The sequence below is a fragment of the Salinivibrio sp. IB872 genome (genome assembly GCF_001995345.1).
Classification (GTDB): domain Bacteria; phylum Pseudomonadota; class Gammaproteobacteria; order Enterobacterales; family Vibrionaceae; genus Salinivibrio; species Salinivibrio proteolyticus.
Genome location: NZ_MUFO01000036.1, coordinates 1 through 15,170, shown reverse-complemented (window position 1 = coordinate 15,170; position 15,170 = coordinate 1). Strand labels below are relative to the sequence as shown.

General features: G+C 49.4%; 16 protein-coding genes. 11 read left to right on the top strand and 5 right to left on the bottom strand.

The genetic code is table 11. The features are described from left to right. From BZJ18_RS13345 to BZJ18_RS13325, 5 genes are read left to right on the top strand one after another with little or no spacing between them, the layout of a single operon-like run. A complete protein-coding gene (locus BZJ18_RS13345; RefSeq protein WP_077457488.1) occupies positions 1-738 on the top strand; it encodes a DUF1365 domain-containing protein in 738 nt (245 codons plus the stop codon). Between the two features lie 2 nt (positions 739-740). Then, on the top strand, positions 741-1,982 hold the full coding sequence (locus BZJ18_RS13340; RefSeq protein ID WP_077457458.1) for an SAM-dependent methyltransferase: 1,242 nt from the start codon (positions 741-743) through the stop codon (positions 1,980-1,982). 4 nt (positions 1,983-1,986) lie between these two features. Beyond that, entirely contained in the window at positions 1,987-2,502 is a 516-nt protein-coding gene (locus BZJ18_RS13335) for a DUF2878 domain-containing protein (RefSeq protein ID WP_158011288.1), read from the top strand. Then, positions 2,502-3,038, top strand: coding sequence for a hypothetical protein (locus BZJ18_RS13330; RefSeq protein ID WP_077457454.1), 537 nt, complete (start codon positions 2,502-2,504; stop codon positions 3,036-3,038). The genes BZJ18_RS13335 and BZJ18_RS13330 overlap by 1 nt, the downstream gene beginning before the upstream one ends. Then, positions 3,035-3,598 carry a DUF3833 domain-containing protein gene (locus tag BZJ18_RS13325; protein WP_077457452.1) on the top strand — a complete coding sequence of 188 codons (564 nt, stop codon included), beginning with the start codon at positions 3,035-3,037 and terminating at the stop codon, positions 3,596-3,598. The genes BZJ18_RS13330 and BZJ18_RS13325 overlap by 4 nt, the downstream gene beginning before the upstream one ends. On the opposite strand, the gene BZJ18_RS13320 is transcribed toward BZJ18_RS13325, so the two are convergent. After that, a complete protein-coding gene (locus BZJ18_RS13320; protein WP_077457450.1) occupies positions 3,599-5,230 on the bottom strand; it encodes a DUF2813 domain-containing protein in 1,632 nt (543 codons plus the stop codon). 241 nt (positions 5,231-5,471) lie between these two features. Between BZJ18_RS13320 and BZJ18_RS13315 the strand changes: the two genes are divergently transcribed. Continuing rightward, a complete protein-coding gene (locus tag BZJ18_RS13315) occupies positions 5,472-6,383 on the top strand; it encodes a LysR family transcriptional regulator (RefSeq protein ID WP_077457448.1) in 912 nt (303 codons plus the stop codon). Between the two features lie 5 nt (positions 6,384-6,388). Here the strand turns inward: BZJ18_RS13315 and BZJ18_RS13310 are convergent, their stop codons facing one another. Then, positions 6,389-9,088: a bifunctional acetate--CoA ligase family protein/GNAT family N-acetyltransferase gene (locus BZJ18_RS13310; RefSeq protein ID WP_077457446.1), complete on the bottom strand. Its 2,700-nt coding sequence runs from the start codon at positions 9,086-9,088 to the stop codon at positions 6,389-6,391. Positions 9,089-9,356: 268 nt separating this feature from the next. On the opposite strand from BZJ18_RS13310, the gene BZJ18_RS13305 reads away from it, so the two are divergent. Together BZJ18_RS13305 and BZJ18_RS13300 are read left to right on the top strand one after the other, a co-directional pair. Further along, positions 9,357-9,839 (top strand): SPOR domain-containing protein, encoded by a 483-nt coding sequence (locus tag BZJ18_RS13305; protein ID WP_069586462.1) that lies wholly within the window; start codon positions 9,357-9,359, stop codon positions 9,837-9,839. Positions 9,840-10,063: 224 nt separating this feature from the next. Further along, entirely contained in the window at positions 10,064-11,068 is a 1,005-nt protein-coding gene (locus tag BZJ18_RS13300; protein ID WP_077457444.1) for a D-alanine--D-alanine ligase, read from the top strand. A gap of 3 nt (positions 11,069-11,071) precedes the next feature. Here the strand turns inward: BZJ18_RS13300 and BZJ18_RS13295 are convergent, their stop codons facing one another. Then, positions 11,072-12,025 (bottom strand): tyrosine-type recombinase/integrase, encoded by a 954-nt coding sequence (locus BZJ18_RS13295; protein WP_077457442.1) that lies wholly within the window; start codon positions 12,023-12,025, stop codon positions 11,072-11,074. Between the two features lie 214 nt (positions 12,026-12,239). On the opposite strand from BZJ18_RS13295, the gene BZJ18_RS13290 reads away from it, so the two are divergent. Together BZJ18_RS13290 and yciH are read left to right on the top strand one after the other, a co-directional pair. Next, positions 12,240-12,602, top strand: coding sequence for a DUF3319 domain-containing protein (locus tag BZJ18_RS13290; protein ID WP_077457440.1), 363 nt, complete (start codon positions 12,240-12,242; stop codon positions 12,600-12,602). 102 nt (positions 12,603-12,704) lie between these two features. Further along, positions 12,705-13,028 (top strand): stress response translation initiation inhibitor YciH, encoded by a 324-nt coding sequence (gene yciH / locus BZJ18_RS13285; RefSeq protein WP_069586466.1) that lies wholly within the window; start codon positions 12,705-12,707, stop codon positions 13,026-13,028. Positions 13,029-13,082: 54 nt separating this feature from the next. Here yciH and BZJ18_RS13280 read toward each other — a convergent pair whose 3' ends face one another. Together BZJ18_RS13280 and BZJ18_RS13275 are read right to left on the bottom strand one after the other, a co-directional pair. Beyond that, a complete protein-coding gene (locus tag BZJ18_RS13280) occupies positions 13,083-13,967 on the bottom strand; it encodes a TPR end-of-group domain-containing protein (protein WP_077457438.1) in 885 nt (294 codons plus the stop codon). A 335-nt stretch (positions 13,968-14,302) separates the two neighbouring features. Beyond that, entirely contained in the window at positions 14,303-14,668 is a 366-nt protein-coding gene (locus BZJ18_RS13275) for a DUF3693 domain-containing protein (RefSeq protein WP_077457436.1), read from the bottom strand. 120 nt (positions 14,669-14,788) lie between these two features. On the opposite strand from BZJ18_RS13275, the gene BZJ18_RS13270 reads away from it, so the two are divergent. Beyond that, on the top strand, positions 14,789-15,170 hold a 382-nt coding region (locus BZJ18_RS13270), incomplete at its 3' end, for a hypothetical protein (protein ID WP_131825291.1).

Below are 15,170 nucleotides of genomic sequence, written 5' to 3'. Positions count from 1 at the left end.
GTGGCAGAATCACTTCAAAGCGGGCTTTACGTCGGCCAAGTTCGACACCGACGCTTTACGCCGATCAAACACGCCTTTAACTATCCCGTGTTTATGCCGCTGATTGATTTGGATGAGCTAAGCACACTGGCGGCGCGAGTGCGTGGCTTTCGACTCGGGAAGTGGGGGTTCGCCGCCTTTCATCATGCCGACTATTTCGCGGGGGAGTCGGACACCAAAGCGGCTTGTCTCGATAAACTCTATGCGCTAACCGGTGAGCGCATTGCCGGCAAAGTCTACGCATTGTGCCAACTTCGCTATTTGGGCGTGTACTTTAGTCCCGTGAACCTTTATTACATCTATGACACAGATAATCAGTGGCGGTATGTATTGGCTGAGGTGAGCAATACCCCTTGGGGAGAAAAGCATTTTTATGCGATACCAGCGGGGAAGCGCTGGCAGCATGATAAAGCCTTTCATGTCTCGCCATTCAACCCGATTGAGCAACGGTATCACTGGCGACTCAAGCCGCTAGGTGAACGTGTGCATGTGCATTTAGAAGCGCACCGAAATGATCGAGAGTTCGATGCCACTTTAGGCATGAAGCGGCGCCCCTTTACCACGCAAACCCTCAATAAACTATTGATCCGAACCCCGATCGAGACAGTAAAAGTTCTCATTGGTATTTATTGGCAGGCGCTCAAATTATGGATAAAGGGCGCACCGTTTTATCCGCACCCAGGTGCGAAGAAGGAGTAATTATGTCTGCGACGGACGTTTCTCAAACTCAACGCACGCTGACACGCAAAGAGCATTATGCTAAGCAGTTGGTTTACACGTTACTGGCACATGTTAAAGATGCCTGTATTTCTTTGGTCGACGAGCAGGGGCAAACCTTACAATGTGGTGATCCACAAGCTAGTCTTCATGCCTCTGTGCTCGTCCACGATCCGCGCTTTTACACACGTATGTTGACCGGTGGAAGTATTGCCGCCGCTGAAGCTTACGTGGATGGTTGGTGGGAATCTCCCAATCTGACCGATGTGATCCGTGTCTTTGCTCGCAACCTACCTGCCATCGATCGCATTGAAAAACACACCGGTTGGTTGGTGAATCTTGGCAACAAGATGGCACACTGGCGAAACCGCAATGAAAAAGACACCGCACGTCGTAATATTTCCGCGCATTACGATTTGGGTAATGATCTCTACCGCCACTTTCTTGATGAGCAGATGCTCTATTCTAGCGCTATCTATACCGAGAACACCGTGAGCTTGGAAGCGGCACAAGTGGAGAAAATGGACCGCCTTTGTCGGCAACTTAAGCTCAAACCATCGGATCACTTAATTGAGATTGGGTCGGGCTGGGGAGCAATGGCGATCTACGCTGCCAAAGAGTATGGTTGCCGTGTCACCACTACGACGATTTCGGAAGAGCAGTATGCTTGGGCAAAAGCTCGGATCGAACAAGCGGGCCTGCAAAACCAAATCACCTTGTTAAAAGAAGATTACCGCGATCTTGACGGTGAGTACGATAAGCTCGTTTCGATTGAAATGATCGAAGCGGTAGGTAAAGAGTATCTCGATACCTTTGTGAAAAAGTGTCAATCGTTACTCAAACCTGAGGGACTGATGGCCATTCAAGCCATCACCATTGCCGATCAGCGCTATGAACACTACAGCCGGAATGTGGACTTTATCCAAAAGCATATTTTTCCTGGTGGCTTCTTGCCATCAGTGAATGTATTGCTGGATCATTTTACCGCGCAGACCGATTTTGTGATGCGTGATTTAAAAGATATTGGTATCGATTACGCCAATACACTCGCCGACTGGCATCAGCGCTTTAACCAAAACGCAGATACGCTACAAACCTTTGGCTATGATGAACGCTTTGCGCGTTTGTGGCGATACTACTTCTGCTACTGCGAGGGGGGATTCCGCGAGCGCACCATCAGCGCTGTGCAGTTGCTGTTTAGTCGCCCCGCTTGGCGTGAGGCCTAACATCATGCGCTTTGTGGTGATCTCCCTGCTTTTTAACGTGTTTTGGTTCACGGCGGCGTTGGGGCAAAGTAGCACCCAGTGGTTGCTAGTCGCCATGCTTGCCGCGGCGATTGTCTATCAGCGCGATGTCCTTTGGGCGATCATCACCTTAACGCCGATAGGCCTTGTCGGTGACAACCTGTTAATCCATTTTGGCTGGCTTGCCACTGAACCTGCATCAGCGTGGATGCCGGTGTGGCTGGCTCTACTTTGGTGCGGGTTCTGCGCCTTCGTTTGGTTGTTGCGTAAGATCATTCTCGCCCATTCTCTATGGGCGATGAGTTTGATTGGCGCTTTGGGTGGCGCGAGCAGTTATGTTGCTGGAGAACGGCTTGGCGCGATTGTTTTTCCGCAACCTTGGCTCACCACAAGTCTCGTTCTGGTGGCGGTCTGGGCGGTGTACAGTGTGATTCTTATCCACCTAATGCGTTGGCTGGTAGAAAAAACACAGCCAACGACGTTGGCCTCAGGAGGTGAGTGATGAAAGCTATTCTGCTTGTGGGCTGGCTTACCTTAATCCTCTCTTGGCCGAATTCTGCCGAGACGGCATCTCATACGATGGAGAATGCATGGCAATCTTGGCCTCAAGTTGGCAAGGCAACACTCACATGGGGCTGGTGGACGATCTATCGCTCCGAGTTGCGTGCGCCTGACGGAGAGTATCAACCACAACAGCCACATGCATTGGTGATTACCTATGCTCGAGATATCAGCGACACACGGCTGATGGAAGCGACGGACGATCAGTGGCAGCACCTTGGGTTCTCTGCATCGCAACGCGCAGTGTGGCTGGAAACAATCTCGCCAGCTTGGGGCTATATCAAGGAGAACGATCGTCTTGCTTTTGTCCGTACTCGGACCGGCGGTACATTTTATTACCAACGCGCGGACCAAAACTGGCAGCTAACACTTAACCTAACCGATACGGCATTGGCCGACGCCTTCTTGGCCATTTGGTTATCAGAAAATACCGATTACCCCGATCACCGTAAAGCATTATTAGGAGATCCATCATGACTCTACCGACGAGGCAGATCCGGCAGCGTATTCAGTGGGCCTTGCTCGCCGTAGCGGCGCTATTGTTGACGGCGTGTTCAGCGGACATTGAGGACTACAAAGCGCGTACTCCTGCGTTTGACTTGTTTGAGTATTTTGAAGGACACACAAAAGCGTGGGGTATGGTGCAAGATTTTTCTGGTGAGCAACGCCGGCGTTTTGAGGTAGATATCATTGGTACTGTGGATGGCGATACACTGACACTCGACGAGTCCTTTGTGTATGACGATGGCGAGACCCAAACGCGTGTTTGGACGATTACCCGCCACTCAGAAGGGATCTATTCAGGAACCGCCGGTGATATAGTGGGCACAGCGACAGGTGTTGTAGAAGGGAATGCGTTAAATTGGCGCTATGATTTGGTTGTGCCTGTTGGTGACAGCGAGTATCAGCTGCACTTTGACGACTGGATGTTCCGACAAGATTCAGACCATTTATTTAATGTCACCTCGATGCGCAAATGGGGGGTTGAAGTCGGGAAAGTGACGCTGTTTTTCCAACGTGTAAACAAGGAGGGCTAACTAGCCCATCCCTCTGGCTAAGCCGATCGCACGTTGCAAGATCCACCGAAGCAACTTAGGGATCGGCGCTTTCAATTCATTCTCGGTATAGGCGATGATCGCGAGCGCGGCATCGGGTTTGGCATAACGCTTGAGTGCCTTAGTAATGATGCGCCTGTCATTCATGTGAGGCTGTTGGCTTGTCATCCCAGCCATATCTCGGAACAAAGGCTCATAGCCGTTGTTATACAAGAAATGCTCAATGTCTTTATCGGGCAAGACGGTAAGCCTAACGCCCTCCGGCTGATTCTCAATCTGTCCGCGTGCTGTGACGGCATACTTCTTCCCGGCCATATCACCATCGGCGACTAGGTGCCATTCAATCCCCAAGGCTTTGGCGGTTTTGATTAATGGACGTAGACCGCTTTGTGCAAATTCAATTAAGTGGACGCCTTCGGCAGCGAGGTCATAACCTTGCAAGCGAGCGAGCTCATTAAATAGCCAAATCTCCGTCTCGCCTTCAACCAACAGCCAGCAGCGCGCAAACAAGGCACTGGGGCGATGAAAGCGGACATGAAAGGTAACGCGACGGCGTTCATCTTTACTTAACAGCTGTGAGGGAACTTGGTGGCTGCGTGTCTCGGTCGGATGGCGTACCAATCTTCGGATATGATCAAGTTGAACCCCCGCCAAAAGATCACCGCTATTAGTGGTCAGTATTTTTTGCATCGGCATCAATTGGATCAGGCGCCAAGCTTGATTCAATAAGGTGGGGTGCAGGCGACCTTCGGGATCCTCAAACACCATGATCGGTCGCGCATTGCGCTTAAGCTGCTTTGGCCCTCGCGCTCGCACAAATGCGCTTAATAATCCCATCAGGATAAGGTCGCTTTGATTGGAGGTATTGTTAGCCACCGCCTCTAAGGGATGCATTTGATTATGGGTAAACGCTAACGCTCCGGGGGCATTGATGGGGTAAGGGGGGCGATCGTGCTCTTGTACGGCAAAGTAATGATCCAGCAGTTGCCGCATCGCATGTAGCCCGCTCTTAATCTCTCCTTTATTAACGTGGCCGGGCATCATTAACAATCGGCGATAGGTATTGTCGAGCCGTTGCTCAAGGCGGGTATTGTCTTTAGTTACTGTTTGTCCGGGGACCCGCATGCGTCTTGCATCGCGTACCCGAACCACAGGGTGGATCTGCATGAGATGCTGTGCCAGCACATCGCTCTCGATATCTTGAATGACATCGCCCTGACTGGATAGAAACTCGCGACGTACATGGACTTTGCTTTCTTCTGTGGTGGCGCTCAAGCGATAATCGAGAGTACGGCAACCCTCATGCTCGCCATTCCACACCGGCTTAAAGCGTCGATAGCGGCGTGCTTTGTGTTCGCCAGCAAAGCTTTCTTGCCAACGCAGTACGATTTGAAATTGTTGTTCAGGGGCAATCCCTAGGGTGTGGTCAACATGAAAGTCCGAGCGTTTGAAGCTGGGACGATCACCACTAGGATGCAAAGCGATTTCCAATGCGTCGAGCAAGGAAGATTTACCCCACGCGTTTTCACCGATTAGAACGGTGAGTTCATCAACTTGTAGTGACAGGCGCTTGATGCCACGAAAGCCTGCTATTTCAATCCGGTCTAGTCTCATCGTCACCTCTCATTTACTGTATGACAGTTCTTGTTGAAAGGAAATAAACCCGGTGACGATTTTGTGCTATATCGCTGATTTATTGTCTTTATCTTATCAACTGATAGTCGTTTTAAATTGGCTTTTGAAGTAGGAGTGCACTGAAAACCCTGCTAAAGTGTTAAGACTTTATAGGTCCCCATTTGCGTCGCACGTCGTTAGCTCCTTACGACGTTCCGTGATGTAGGTTAAGAGAAGCACTATGTTGTCGTTTGAAGCGTTACAGGTTTTAGATGCCATTGAGCGAAAAGGCAGTTTTGCCGCCGCAGCGGAGTCACTTAATCGAGCCCCTTCCTCACTGAGCTATCAAGTTCAAAAGCTGGAAGATGAGCTTGGACTAGTGATCTTTGATCGGTCCGGTCACCGCGCGACATTTACCGACGCCGGCCATTTATTGGTAGAGCGTGGACGCTTATTACTGAACGCGGCCGATGAGATGATTGCCGATGCGGCGTCGTTAGCTCATGGGTGGGAGCTCGAAATTCGGCTTGCCTACGACGGTTTGTTTAAAAGTGCGTTCTTTTTCCCGCTCATTGAGCGTCTTGCCAATAAAAGCAGCACGCGTTTGAAACTGTCAGAAGAAATTCTTGCCGGGTGCTGGGAATCTCTCGCGCAAGATAGAGCAGATGTGCTGATTGCGCCGATCCCAGCGTCAGTTCCTCAAGGGATTAAGGTACAGCCTTTGGGCGAAATGAGTGCGTACTGGGTTGCCACGCCTGACCATCCCATTCATAAGGAAGCGCGACCTGTCGATCCAGACATTCGGGCTGGTTATCGAGGAGTTGCGGTTGCCGATACCGCACGCGGCATGCAGCCGATTACCTATAATGTCTTGGAAGATCAACCGCGTTTAACCGTCAGCTCGATGCATGATAAGTATCAAGCGATATTGGCAGGTCAGGGGATTGGCACTTTACCGTGGTTTTGGATTCAAGATGACTTGAAAGCGGGTCGCCTTAAGCTATTGAAGGGCAGCACACCTTTCGAGTTAAAGATGGGACTCGCGTGGAAGCGCAACCGTATGGGCAATGCGAAATCTTGGTTGGTGCGGCAAGTCCCTAAGCTGCTTGCGCCCTATTTGCAAGCCGGTGACATTCCGATTGATACGCCGTAGTCGGTTTATGCATCTTGGTTTTTATGTAGTGGCAGCAGCATATCCACCACGCCGTCTGCCATTTGCACATCAATACTAAAACCGCACTTTTGTGCTAATCCAATCATGCCTCGGTTCGCTGGCATCGTCATACCGGTAATGTGAGATAGGCCGGCCTGTTTGGCGTAATCGATGATCGCAGTCATCAAGATACTGCCAAGGCCAACGCCTTTTAAATCCGAGCGCACTAGCACGGCGAACTCGGCTTCTGTATTTTCAGGATCGGCCAATAAACGGACCACTCCCCAGATTTCTTCTTGTCCAGAAGGGGAGGTATAGGTCGCTACCAGTGCCATTTCTCGGCCATAGTCAATCTGAGTGAGGTTGGCCAGGGCCTCATGGTTGAGCTCACCCACGTCAGAGAAAAATCGCCGATAAAGATCCTCCTCCGATACTTGCTCTACAAACGCTTTGTGGGTTGGCTCATCTTCGGGAAGAATCGGACGTAATAGCAATGTATCGCCATTTTTTAAGGTGACCTGTTGCTCGAGTTCTTTAGGATAGGGGCGTATCGCCAAACGTTGATGCTGACTACCGGCGTAATCACGCAGTTGTAGGGAGGCGTCTAATACGGTGAGCTCGTCGCCCGCGACTAATAGTGGGTGAATATCCAGTTCGTCAATTTCAGGGCAATCAATGATCATCTGTGACAGTGTCACTAAAAAGCGGCACAAGCTGGGCACATCAATGGAAACGGGGAAGCCGCGCTGTTTGATTTTGCCAGACTTGATCGCGCCAATTACCAAATAGCGTGCTAACGCCATATTGAGCGGAGGGATCGCCACCGCAGCATCTTTGGTCACGTCCCAGTCTGAACCACCTTCACCCAATAAGATAATGGTGCCAAACACGGGATCATTAGTGATTGTCACTCTTAACTCTTGCGCACCGGCGCGGGGAGCCATGGATTGAATCAGTAAGCCTTGAATGCGTGCGTTTGGATACGTCATAGACACGCGGTCCAMAATGGCTTGTGAAGCATTCGCCACTTCAGCGGCTGTGCGCAAATTGAGCATCACGCCTTGTACATCCGATTTATGCTGGATATCTGGCGATCTCAGTTTCACTGCAACCGGATAGCCCACTTGCTCGGCAATTTGCGCCGCTTCGACCGGATCACTCGCCAGCCAGGTGGACATGACGTGCAAGCCATACGCTTCAAGAAGAGGACGGACTTCATGTGTGGTGAGAGTGAGGTGCTTAATATCTTCGGCTTGATCGATAAAGGCGCGAACTGCCGGCAAGTCGTAGTCTGTTTGTCCGGTGGACGTGGGCGTTTCCATCAACTGCTTTTGGTTACGCCGGTACTCTACCAAATGCATGTAGGCGGTAACGGCGCTTTCTGGCGTACGATAGGTCGGGTAGCCAGCATGGGTAAATGCTAGTCGAGCAACGGTGGCGTCATCGCCTTCGCCTTGCCAGTTGGTGAGAATATTAAAACGCCGCGCGCGCGGATTTTCCTTGAGAGCAGCGATAATGGCTTTCGCGGTAGCTAGCCCCGGCGCCGTGACGGAGGGTGAATGCATGATAAGTAGTGCATCGGCATCATCACTCGTCAAGAGAATATCAATGGCATCTTGGTATCGTTGTGTGTCCGCATCGCCCACGATATCGATCGGGTTGGTACGCGACCAACTTGCGGGTAATACCTGATTCAACGCTTCAATAGTTTTCTCACTAAGAGACGCCAATTTACCGCCCGAATCCATCAGTGTATCTACTGCCATGACAGCAGGGCCGCCGCCATTGGTAATAATGGCCAAACGCTCGCCACGTAAAGGAACGGAGTGCGACAAGGTTTCGACTGCGGCAAATAGCTCGTGAGTGTTATTTACGCGCAGCATCCCCGAGCGACGAATGGCTGCGTCATAGGCGGCATCGAGGCCCATGTTGGTATGGCTCAGTTGTTCCAAGGCCACCGAGCCACCGCGAGTGCGGCCACTTTTTAGCACCAAAATACGTCGGTTACGTGCCGCGGCACGAGCAGCGGAAATAAACCGTCTCGCATCACGGATTGAGTCGACATAGAGCAGAATGGCATCGGTTTTACTGTCACGACACAGATAATCCAATAACTCGGGAAAGTCGATGTCGCAGGCTTCGCCGAGTGAAATAAAGGTCGAGAAGCCGATTCGCTTATTTTTGGCCCAGTCTAAAATCGTGGTACAGACAGCGGCGGATTGAGAAATAAAGGCAATGTTTCCTTTATTGGCAGACACAGGCGCAAACGACGCATTCAAATTCAGCCAAGGCAGAATCATCCCCAGACTGTTTGGTCCAAGCACCCGCATGGTGTAGCGCGCTGCAATGGCCTGCATGCGTGAAAAGTGACTTTCGCCTTGCTCATTAAATTGCCCGCGCATGCCCGCTGCTAGCACGATCACTAACTTGACGCCACGTTCGCCCAGCTGTTCGATGAGGCTAAGATTGTACTCGCCACGGGTACATAGGATAGCTAAGTCAGGCACTAATGGCAGTGCTTCGATGGTTTTGTAGGCCAGTATCCCCGCAACCGCTTGATATTTCGGCGTGACGGGCATGATTGGACCTTGAAATCCCCCCGATTGTAGATTGCGAGTCACCACATACCCAGCACGGTTAGCTCGGTCTGAGGCGCCAACAACCGCGATTGATTTGGGTTTAAGCAACTGATCAATCCCTGACATAACGCTCCCCCTTTGCGTGGCATGATAAGCCGAGAAACAGGACAGATTGTCAGCCAGTGTATCTATTCATGCTTGAATTCAGCGGTTTTTTTTAAAGCAATGTGATCTGTGCGGAGCAGAATTTATTCAACACGATACACTGAAAAACAGGCAGGGGTGGCCATCTGTGAGCTGCAGCCGAAACCTTACGCCGCCACCTAAGTTTTTATTGAATGGTTGTTAGGTCGGGGGCACAATGACACAAACTTGGATAACTGACAGAATTGCAATGAAAAAATTGGCCTTATTGGCTGTTGCCGCGCTCTTAACGGGATGCAGCGGTGGCGGCGTCACTACCGAAATTTATAGTCAGACCATTGAGTCGACCGATACCCGTGCGACCGAACAGCCAGAGATGGCGAAAGCGGAGCCGATGCCACAAGCTCAGCCAAAGCCTGCGCCTAAAAAGCAAACGGTAAAACCCGCGAAACAAGGGCCGGGCTATACCATTCAAGTTGTGGCACTGAGTCACGATCGTGGATTTAGCGATTACGCTAAACGCTTACCCAGCGATCAGCCGCTTTGGAGCAATAAAAAAATGGTCGATGGTTTGCCTTGGTACACCTTGCTTTATGGCGAATACCCAACCCGAGATGCAGCCAAGCAAGCGATTCAGGCGCTTCCACAAACAGTGCGCCAATATGGACCATTTGTTCGCTCCATTGCGGATATCAAACGGTCGTCCAACCCACAAATGGTGCGCGTTAACTAAGCGCACCATTTGCTGAACAGGCCGGCGATTTGCCGGCTTTTTTGTGTGTGGTGGGTAACGCATAGTTGAGCGCCTGATGGGCAGCATTCACTTGTATAATTGACAAGCAATCGGCTATCAAAGCGGACATAAAAGCTGTTTGGATAATGAAAGCTAGCGAACAATTGTCTACTATGGCTTAAAAGTCAGCAAAATACGTGCATGGCACGTCTTGTGAGAAAATGATGAGTAAAATAAACCTTCTTTTGCTGTGTGGTGGCGGTGGCGCTGAACATGCGATTTCTTTAATTTCGGCTCAGTACCTTGAGTCACAACTGGCAAAAATGCCGCGAGTGAAAGTCCATAAAGTGGAAATGACCGATCAAGGTTGGCATTTAGCGGATGGCATGCGCTGCCATTTGGATACCGATGGCATGCTGTGTAGCAAGGTAGAACACACCCAAATCCATTATGTGGTGCCTTGTATTCACGGCTTTCCCGGTGAGACAGGCGATATTCAATCATTGTTAGAAATCACAGGTTTGCCGTATCTCGGCTGCGGACCTGAAGCGAGCCGAGTGTGCTTTAATAAAATCACCTCCAAGTTATGGTTTGACGCCCTCGGGATTCCGAACACACCTTATGTATTTTTAAMCGACCAAAGCCCAAGTAGCTTGATTCGGGCTCGTACTTTTTATAACGAGCAAGGGGCGGTTTTTGTAAAAGCGGCAAGTCAGGGCTCCAGCGTGGGCTGCTACCGTGTGGCGAAGGAAGATGAGCTAGAAGCGCGAATTGCAGATGCGTTTACGTTTTCAGACCAAGTACTTATCGAGAAAGCGATTAAACCACGTGAGCTTGAAGTCGCTGCATTCCACATGGGAGAGGATGTGATTGTCACCCCACCGGGCGAAATCAGCTGCCCAGAGGACACCTTCTACACCTACGAGGAAAAGTACAGCGACGGCAGTCACAGCAATACGCACATTGAAGCGGAAAACCTCACGAATGAACAAATAGAGGCGATTCAGCAGTATGCGCGTCAAGCGTTTGTGCACCTACGCTTAAAAGATTTGTCTCGTATTGACTTCTTTTTGAGCGACGATAACCAAATCTTACTTAATGAAATCAATACCTTTCCAGGAATGACCCCGATTTCGATGTTCCCCAAACTGGTAGAACATCATGGTTATCCTTTCCACGAATACCTCGCCCAATGTATTAGCAAGGCAACAGGCAAACGGGTGAGTTAGGCGCTACTCTGTAGACTTTTTATGTCGGTAACGTGCTTTGGCTTGCTCACTGGCTTCGCGGTTGCCGACATATTGCGCCGGCATAGCCGGACTTTTCCAACGGCCCAGATGTTGGATTTGCTTGATACTTAATCCCTGCTTTGCCAGAGCTTTACTGGCTCCCACGCGGGGAGATTGTCCAGAAAACACCACTGATTCCCCTAACACGTCACTGGCGCGGCGAAAAACGCGATAAATTGAAGAGGGGTCTAACGGCGTGTCGCCTAAGTGGCCATGCTTGTTAATTCGTCGCAGTAGGGGGCCTTGATGGATCCCACTGTACTTGAGCCAAATGGCGAGCGTCACTGCGGTTTGTTCAGAGAGCACAACCCGTTGCTCTCCAATCATCACATAGGCCTTTTCGCCGTCATAAAGAACATCTTCTGCGGCGAGTGCAGCGAGTTCACTGCGTTTGAGTAAGCCCTCGTAACACAATGACCAAATCAAAAGATCACGAATATCGCGTAGTCTCTTACTTGATTGGAAATGCTCTCTAAGTGCTGACAGGTGTCTTTTTCTAAATGGCGCGGCTTCTTTTGCTTCTGGGAGTTTCGCGGCAAGTAACCGTGCCATGGCATATTTCACTTCGCGATGCTTACTCGGATCTCGCTGACGGTGTAAGCGATGCACCAAGCCTACAGTGACAATAATTCGGCGAATCGCCGATACTTTTCGCTGTTGGGAGGTGAGTTCCGCAAATCGACGCAGCGTTGTCACTGCGCAGGGTAACGCCGTGACATGTTGGCTTTGGCAAAAAGAAACAAAAACTTGCCAGTCATTTCGATAGCTCAGTAGTGAGTTTCGACTATATCGAGATTCTGTCACGCTATCCCAATCTTCAATGGATAGTACGCCCTGATTGAACTTTTGAATGCTCGCACTTAAATGATTGTTATCAATGGGATTAATCTTTTTCATAATGCACTATAACTTTAATTGTATAGTCCTATATTATCATCAACCACAGAGTGAAACTTGAAACATATCGCACTTTATATACTCACCTGTCTGTCAAGGTCTGAAAATAAGTGAAAATCCTCGAACTCAACGTGATAATAGTCTAAAAATTTAATAGGTTCGTAACTCATAATAGGTATGATTGCTGTTGTGGGAACGGCATCAGGAGGAAACTATGACCCAACGCCTTTTTCACCGTGGTTACACCATTGAGAAAGTAGAAGGCTCTGGTGATATCCAAGAGGTGTATCGTGCGCGGATAGGCGGTAAAGTTGTGTCTGGCAGCTTAACTGGCGTCAAAAAGTCGATTGAGTGGTGGGTCGATACCAGCATGGTGACTGATCCTGCCGAGTTTGATGCGCTTGCTCGTAAACAAACCCGCCAAGTTGAAGAGTACAAAGGGTTTCGCCTGATGAATGACGATCCCGAGAAAGACGAAAAGGGCTGGTACATGATGGTTCGGGGAAATCTGATGAAAGGAACCTTACCCGCCCTCAAACTTTATATTGATCGCAACGGCGAAAAACTGCGCGCCTAATACACGCAATGTATACCAACCAATAAGATAAGCGGCTTTATCTGCAAAGCCGCTTTTTGTTTTGGTATAGTCTCACCAAGGTTTTCACATTACGTATACACCATGTCTGACAACAACCGATTAGTTTATTCTACCGAAACCGGTCGCATCAAAGAGGCACCGGAAAAGCCAGTTCGCCCAAAGGGAGATGGCATCGTTCGTATTCAGCGCCAAACAAAAGGGCGCAAAGGGAAGGGCGTTAGCTTAGTAACAGGGCTGGACCTTGAAGACGCGGCATTAAAACTACTCGCCGCCGAGCTTAAAAAGGTATGCGGCTGTGGTGGCGCGATTAAAGACGGCGTTATCGAGATCCAAGGGGATAAACGCGATCAAATCAAAGCCCACCTTGAGAAAAAAGGCCACACCGTCAAACTCGCCGGTGGATAAAAAACGGGCAGCGTATGCTGCCCATTGTCAGTGATTTGTCGTACAGCATGCTGACTAAGGATTACTCTCCGGATCAATCAACACGTCAAAGCGCTCATTACCATGAAGTGATTCAAAATCAGCTTCCTCACGAGCCGCCTCACGCAGAGAGGCACTTTCCGCCACGGCGACTTCCAAGTCAGATATCGCTTGCTCTTCCGCACCAAGACGCGCATAGGCACAAGCACGCTGGAAGAGGGCGTTGGCATTTTTGTCATCCACCTCTAAAACACGATTACTAATACTCAACGCCCAGTGGTATTCACCCATTTCCATCGCGGCATCCGCTTTATGAGTGAGGGCTTCTAGATCACCAGGGCGAATTTTTAAAATCTCATTGTAGATTTCCATCCGTTGTTCTGGCGTTTGTGAATGCTGTGCGCGTAACCAAAGGTTATGGATCTCATTAATCCGTTCAATTTCTTTGTTATTCTCGGCGATGATACGTGTTTTACGTTTCAAATCGCGCTCTAGCGCTTGGAACTTTCGCTCATATTGTTCAGCAATTTCCGATAACTGTTGATCAGCGAGTTCTTTTGTATTGTTCTTGATATCACGCAGCGATTGCCAACCAACTAGAGCGATCAATGATGCTGCGCCCGCAATCAAATAGAAAAAGTAGGTGACAGTGACATTGGCATAGTTAAGTGATTTGTCCGCCACGTCCAATTCACGGTCGGTAATCTCAACCACCATACGCTTTTCAAGAGCCTGGAAGTCTGTTCTGAGATTACGAATCTCATCCATAACATAGCGTTCCATCAATGGCTTGTCATAAATACTTTGTTCCGCATACGACTTAGGTTGTGCGGGGGCTTGTTTGGCTTCGCCTTCATCCTCGGCAGACACACTGAAGCTGGTCAATGCGACTAACAGCCAAGCCACTATTTGAGCTCTCATTTTTTCCCTTATTTAACGGTTCGCGTACAAACTAGCAAAACTGTAGCAAACCTTGCAGCACCTAAAAAGGTCAACAGGCGGAAACTGCTGAGATAACACTAAATATAACCCATAAAAGATGATCATTTAGCTTATCACTGCGAGATTGAAGCACCTTAGGTCAAGCGGAGCATTTGAACTGAGTGGATTAAAGAAAGTGGTGATTAGCTATTTTATGGTAAATATACAATTACGTTGAATAGTCGCGTAAACACAGTGAAGGGGACAAAACGTATCGACGAGGAATGCAGGCGCTTGTCTTATTGATGCCGATCTTGATCTGAGGGATATGTTATTTAACATAAGATAGATAATGCGCACTGAGACCAGTATTCGGCGGTTAGCATTAACCCCATCAAGCCAAGGCTAAGTCCCTGAATACAATGCAATCCTTGGCTATGTAGCTTTCCCAAAATCGTTTCCCATGCTTTCTTTGTTTGCGTGTTCTTCGCTCGGTCTGCTGCAATTTTTATTAATACCTCATGGATATCTAATCCTGCTTCTTGAGCAAGAAAAATTGCAGCACTTTCAGATAGATAGTGCTTTCCTTTGCGCATTTCACTGATTCTGGACGGTGGTATCTCTAAATCGTGCGCAATCTGCTTATCTTGTACGTAATTTTTCGCCTTTTTGTAGGCATCTAATAACTCAGAATGAAACATGGACAACCTCCTTACTTGACTAGTTTATAGGTAAATTACAATTTTTTGGATGTTGTGATAACGAAAATTCGTAATTACAGTAACGAAAAATCGTAATTATAGAGTTTGGAGCCTTGCCTGATGAACCACGTTTTCATTCAGCCCACCATTGCCCAGCGCGAACGCACACAGCATCACGTGTGCCCGCCGCGCTTTGACGCTGACACGAATGAATTCTACTTCACAGCGCCYACGCTCGAATCTGCACGCAATACCAATGACCGTGACACCACAATAAATCCTCACAGAATGAGTGCTGTCGCGTGTTCACTCTGGGACCGTCTTGCAGCCACCGACGTCAACGAGCACAAAATCAGGCTCACGAACTGGCGCGATCCGGTTTACAACATCATCCGCCGTCATGGGGATTTCGGTCATTCTCTGCTTACTGGTTTTCTCCACGCGCAACGTAAAAACGGCTACATCAACGCGCTTCGTGATATTAAGGCCGCAGATGAGCGAC

Excerpts from the sequence above, each read along its gene's own strand:
- BZJ18_RS13305 (WP_069586462.1), top strand. The coding sequence starts at position 9,357 with ATGAAAAAATTGGCCTTATTGGCTGTTGCCGCGCTCTTAACGGGATGC.
- BZJ18_RS13315 (WP_077457448.1), top strand. The coding sequence starts at position 5,472 with ATGTTGTCGTTTGAAGCGTTACAGGTTTTAGATGCCATTGAGCGAAAA.
- BZJ18_RS13335 (WP_158011288.1), top strand. The coding sequence starts at position 1,987 with ATGCGCTTTGTGGTGATCTCCCTGCTTTTTAACGTGTTTTGGTTCACG.
- BZJ18_RS13275 (WP_077457436.1), bottom strand. The coding sequence starts at position 14,668 with ATGTTTCATTCTGAGTTATTAGATGCCTACAAAAAGGCGAAAAATTAC.
- BZJ18_RS13320 (WP_077457450.1), bottom strand. The coding sequence starts at position 5,230 with ATGAGACTAGACCGGATTGAAATAGCAGGCTTTCGTGGCATCAAGCGC.
- BZJ18_RS13325 (WP_077457452.1), top strand. The coding sequence starts at position 3,035 with ATGACTCTACCGACGAGGCAGATCCGGCAGCGTATTCAGTGGGCCTTG.
- BZJ18_RS13330 (WP_077457454.1), top strand. The coding sequence starts at position 2,502 with ATGAAAGCTATTCTGCTTGTGGGCTGGCTTACCTTAATCCTCTCTTGG.
- BZJ18_RS13295 (WP_077457442.1), bottom strand. The coding sequence starts at position 12,025 with ATGAAAAAGATTAATCCCATTGATAACAATCATTTAAGTGCGAGCATT.
- yciH (WP_069586466.1), top strand. The coding sequence starts at position 12,705 with ATGTCTGACAACAACCGATTAGTTTATTCTACCGAAACCGGTCGCATC.
- BZJ18_RS13280 (WP_077457438.1), bottom strand. The coding sequence starts at position 13,967 with ATGAGAGCTCAAATAGTGGCTTGGCTGTTAGTCGCATTGACCAGCTTC.
- BZJ18_RS13340 (WP_077457458.1), top strand. The coding sequence starts at position 741 with ATGTCTGCGACGGACGTTTCTCAAACTCAACGCACGCTGACACGCAAA.
- BZJ18_RS13290 (WP_077457440.1), top strand. The coding sequence starts at position 12,240 with ATGACCCAACGCCTTTTTCACCGTGGTTACACCATTGAGAAAGTAGAA.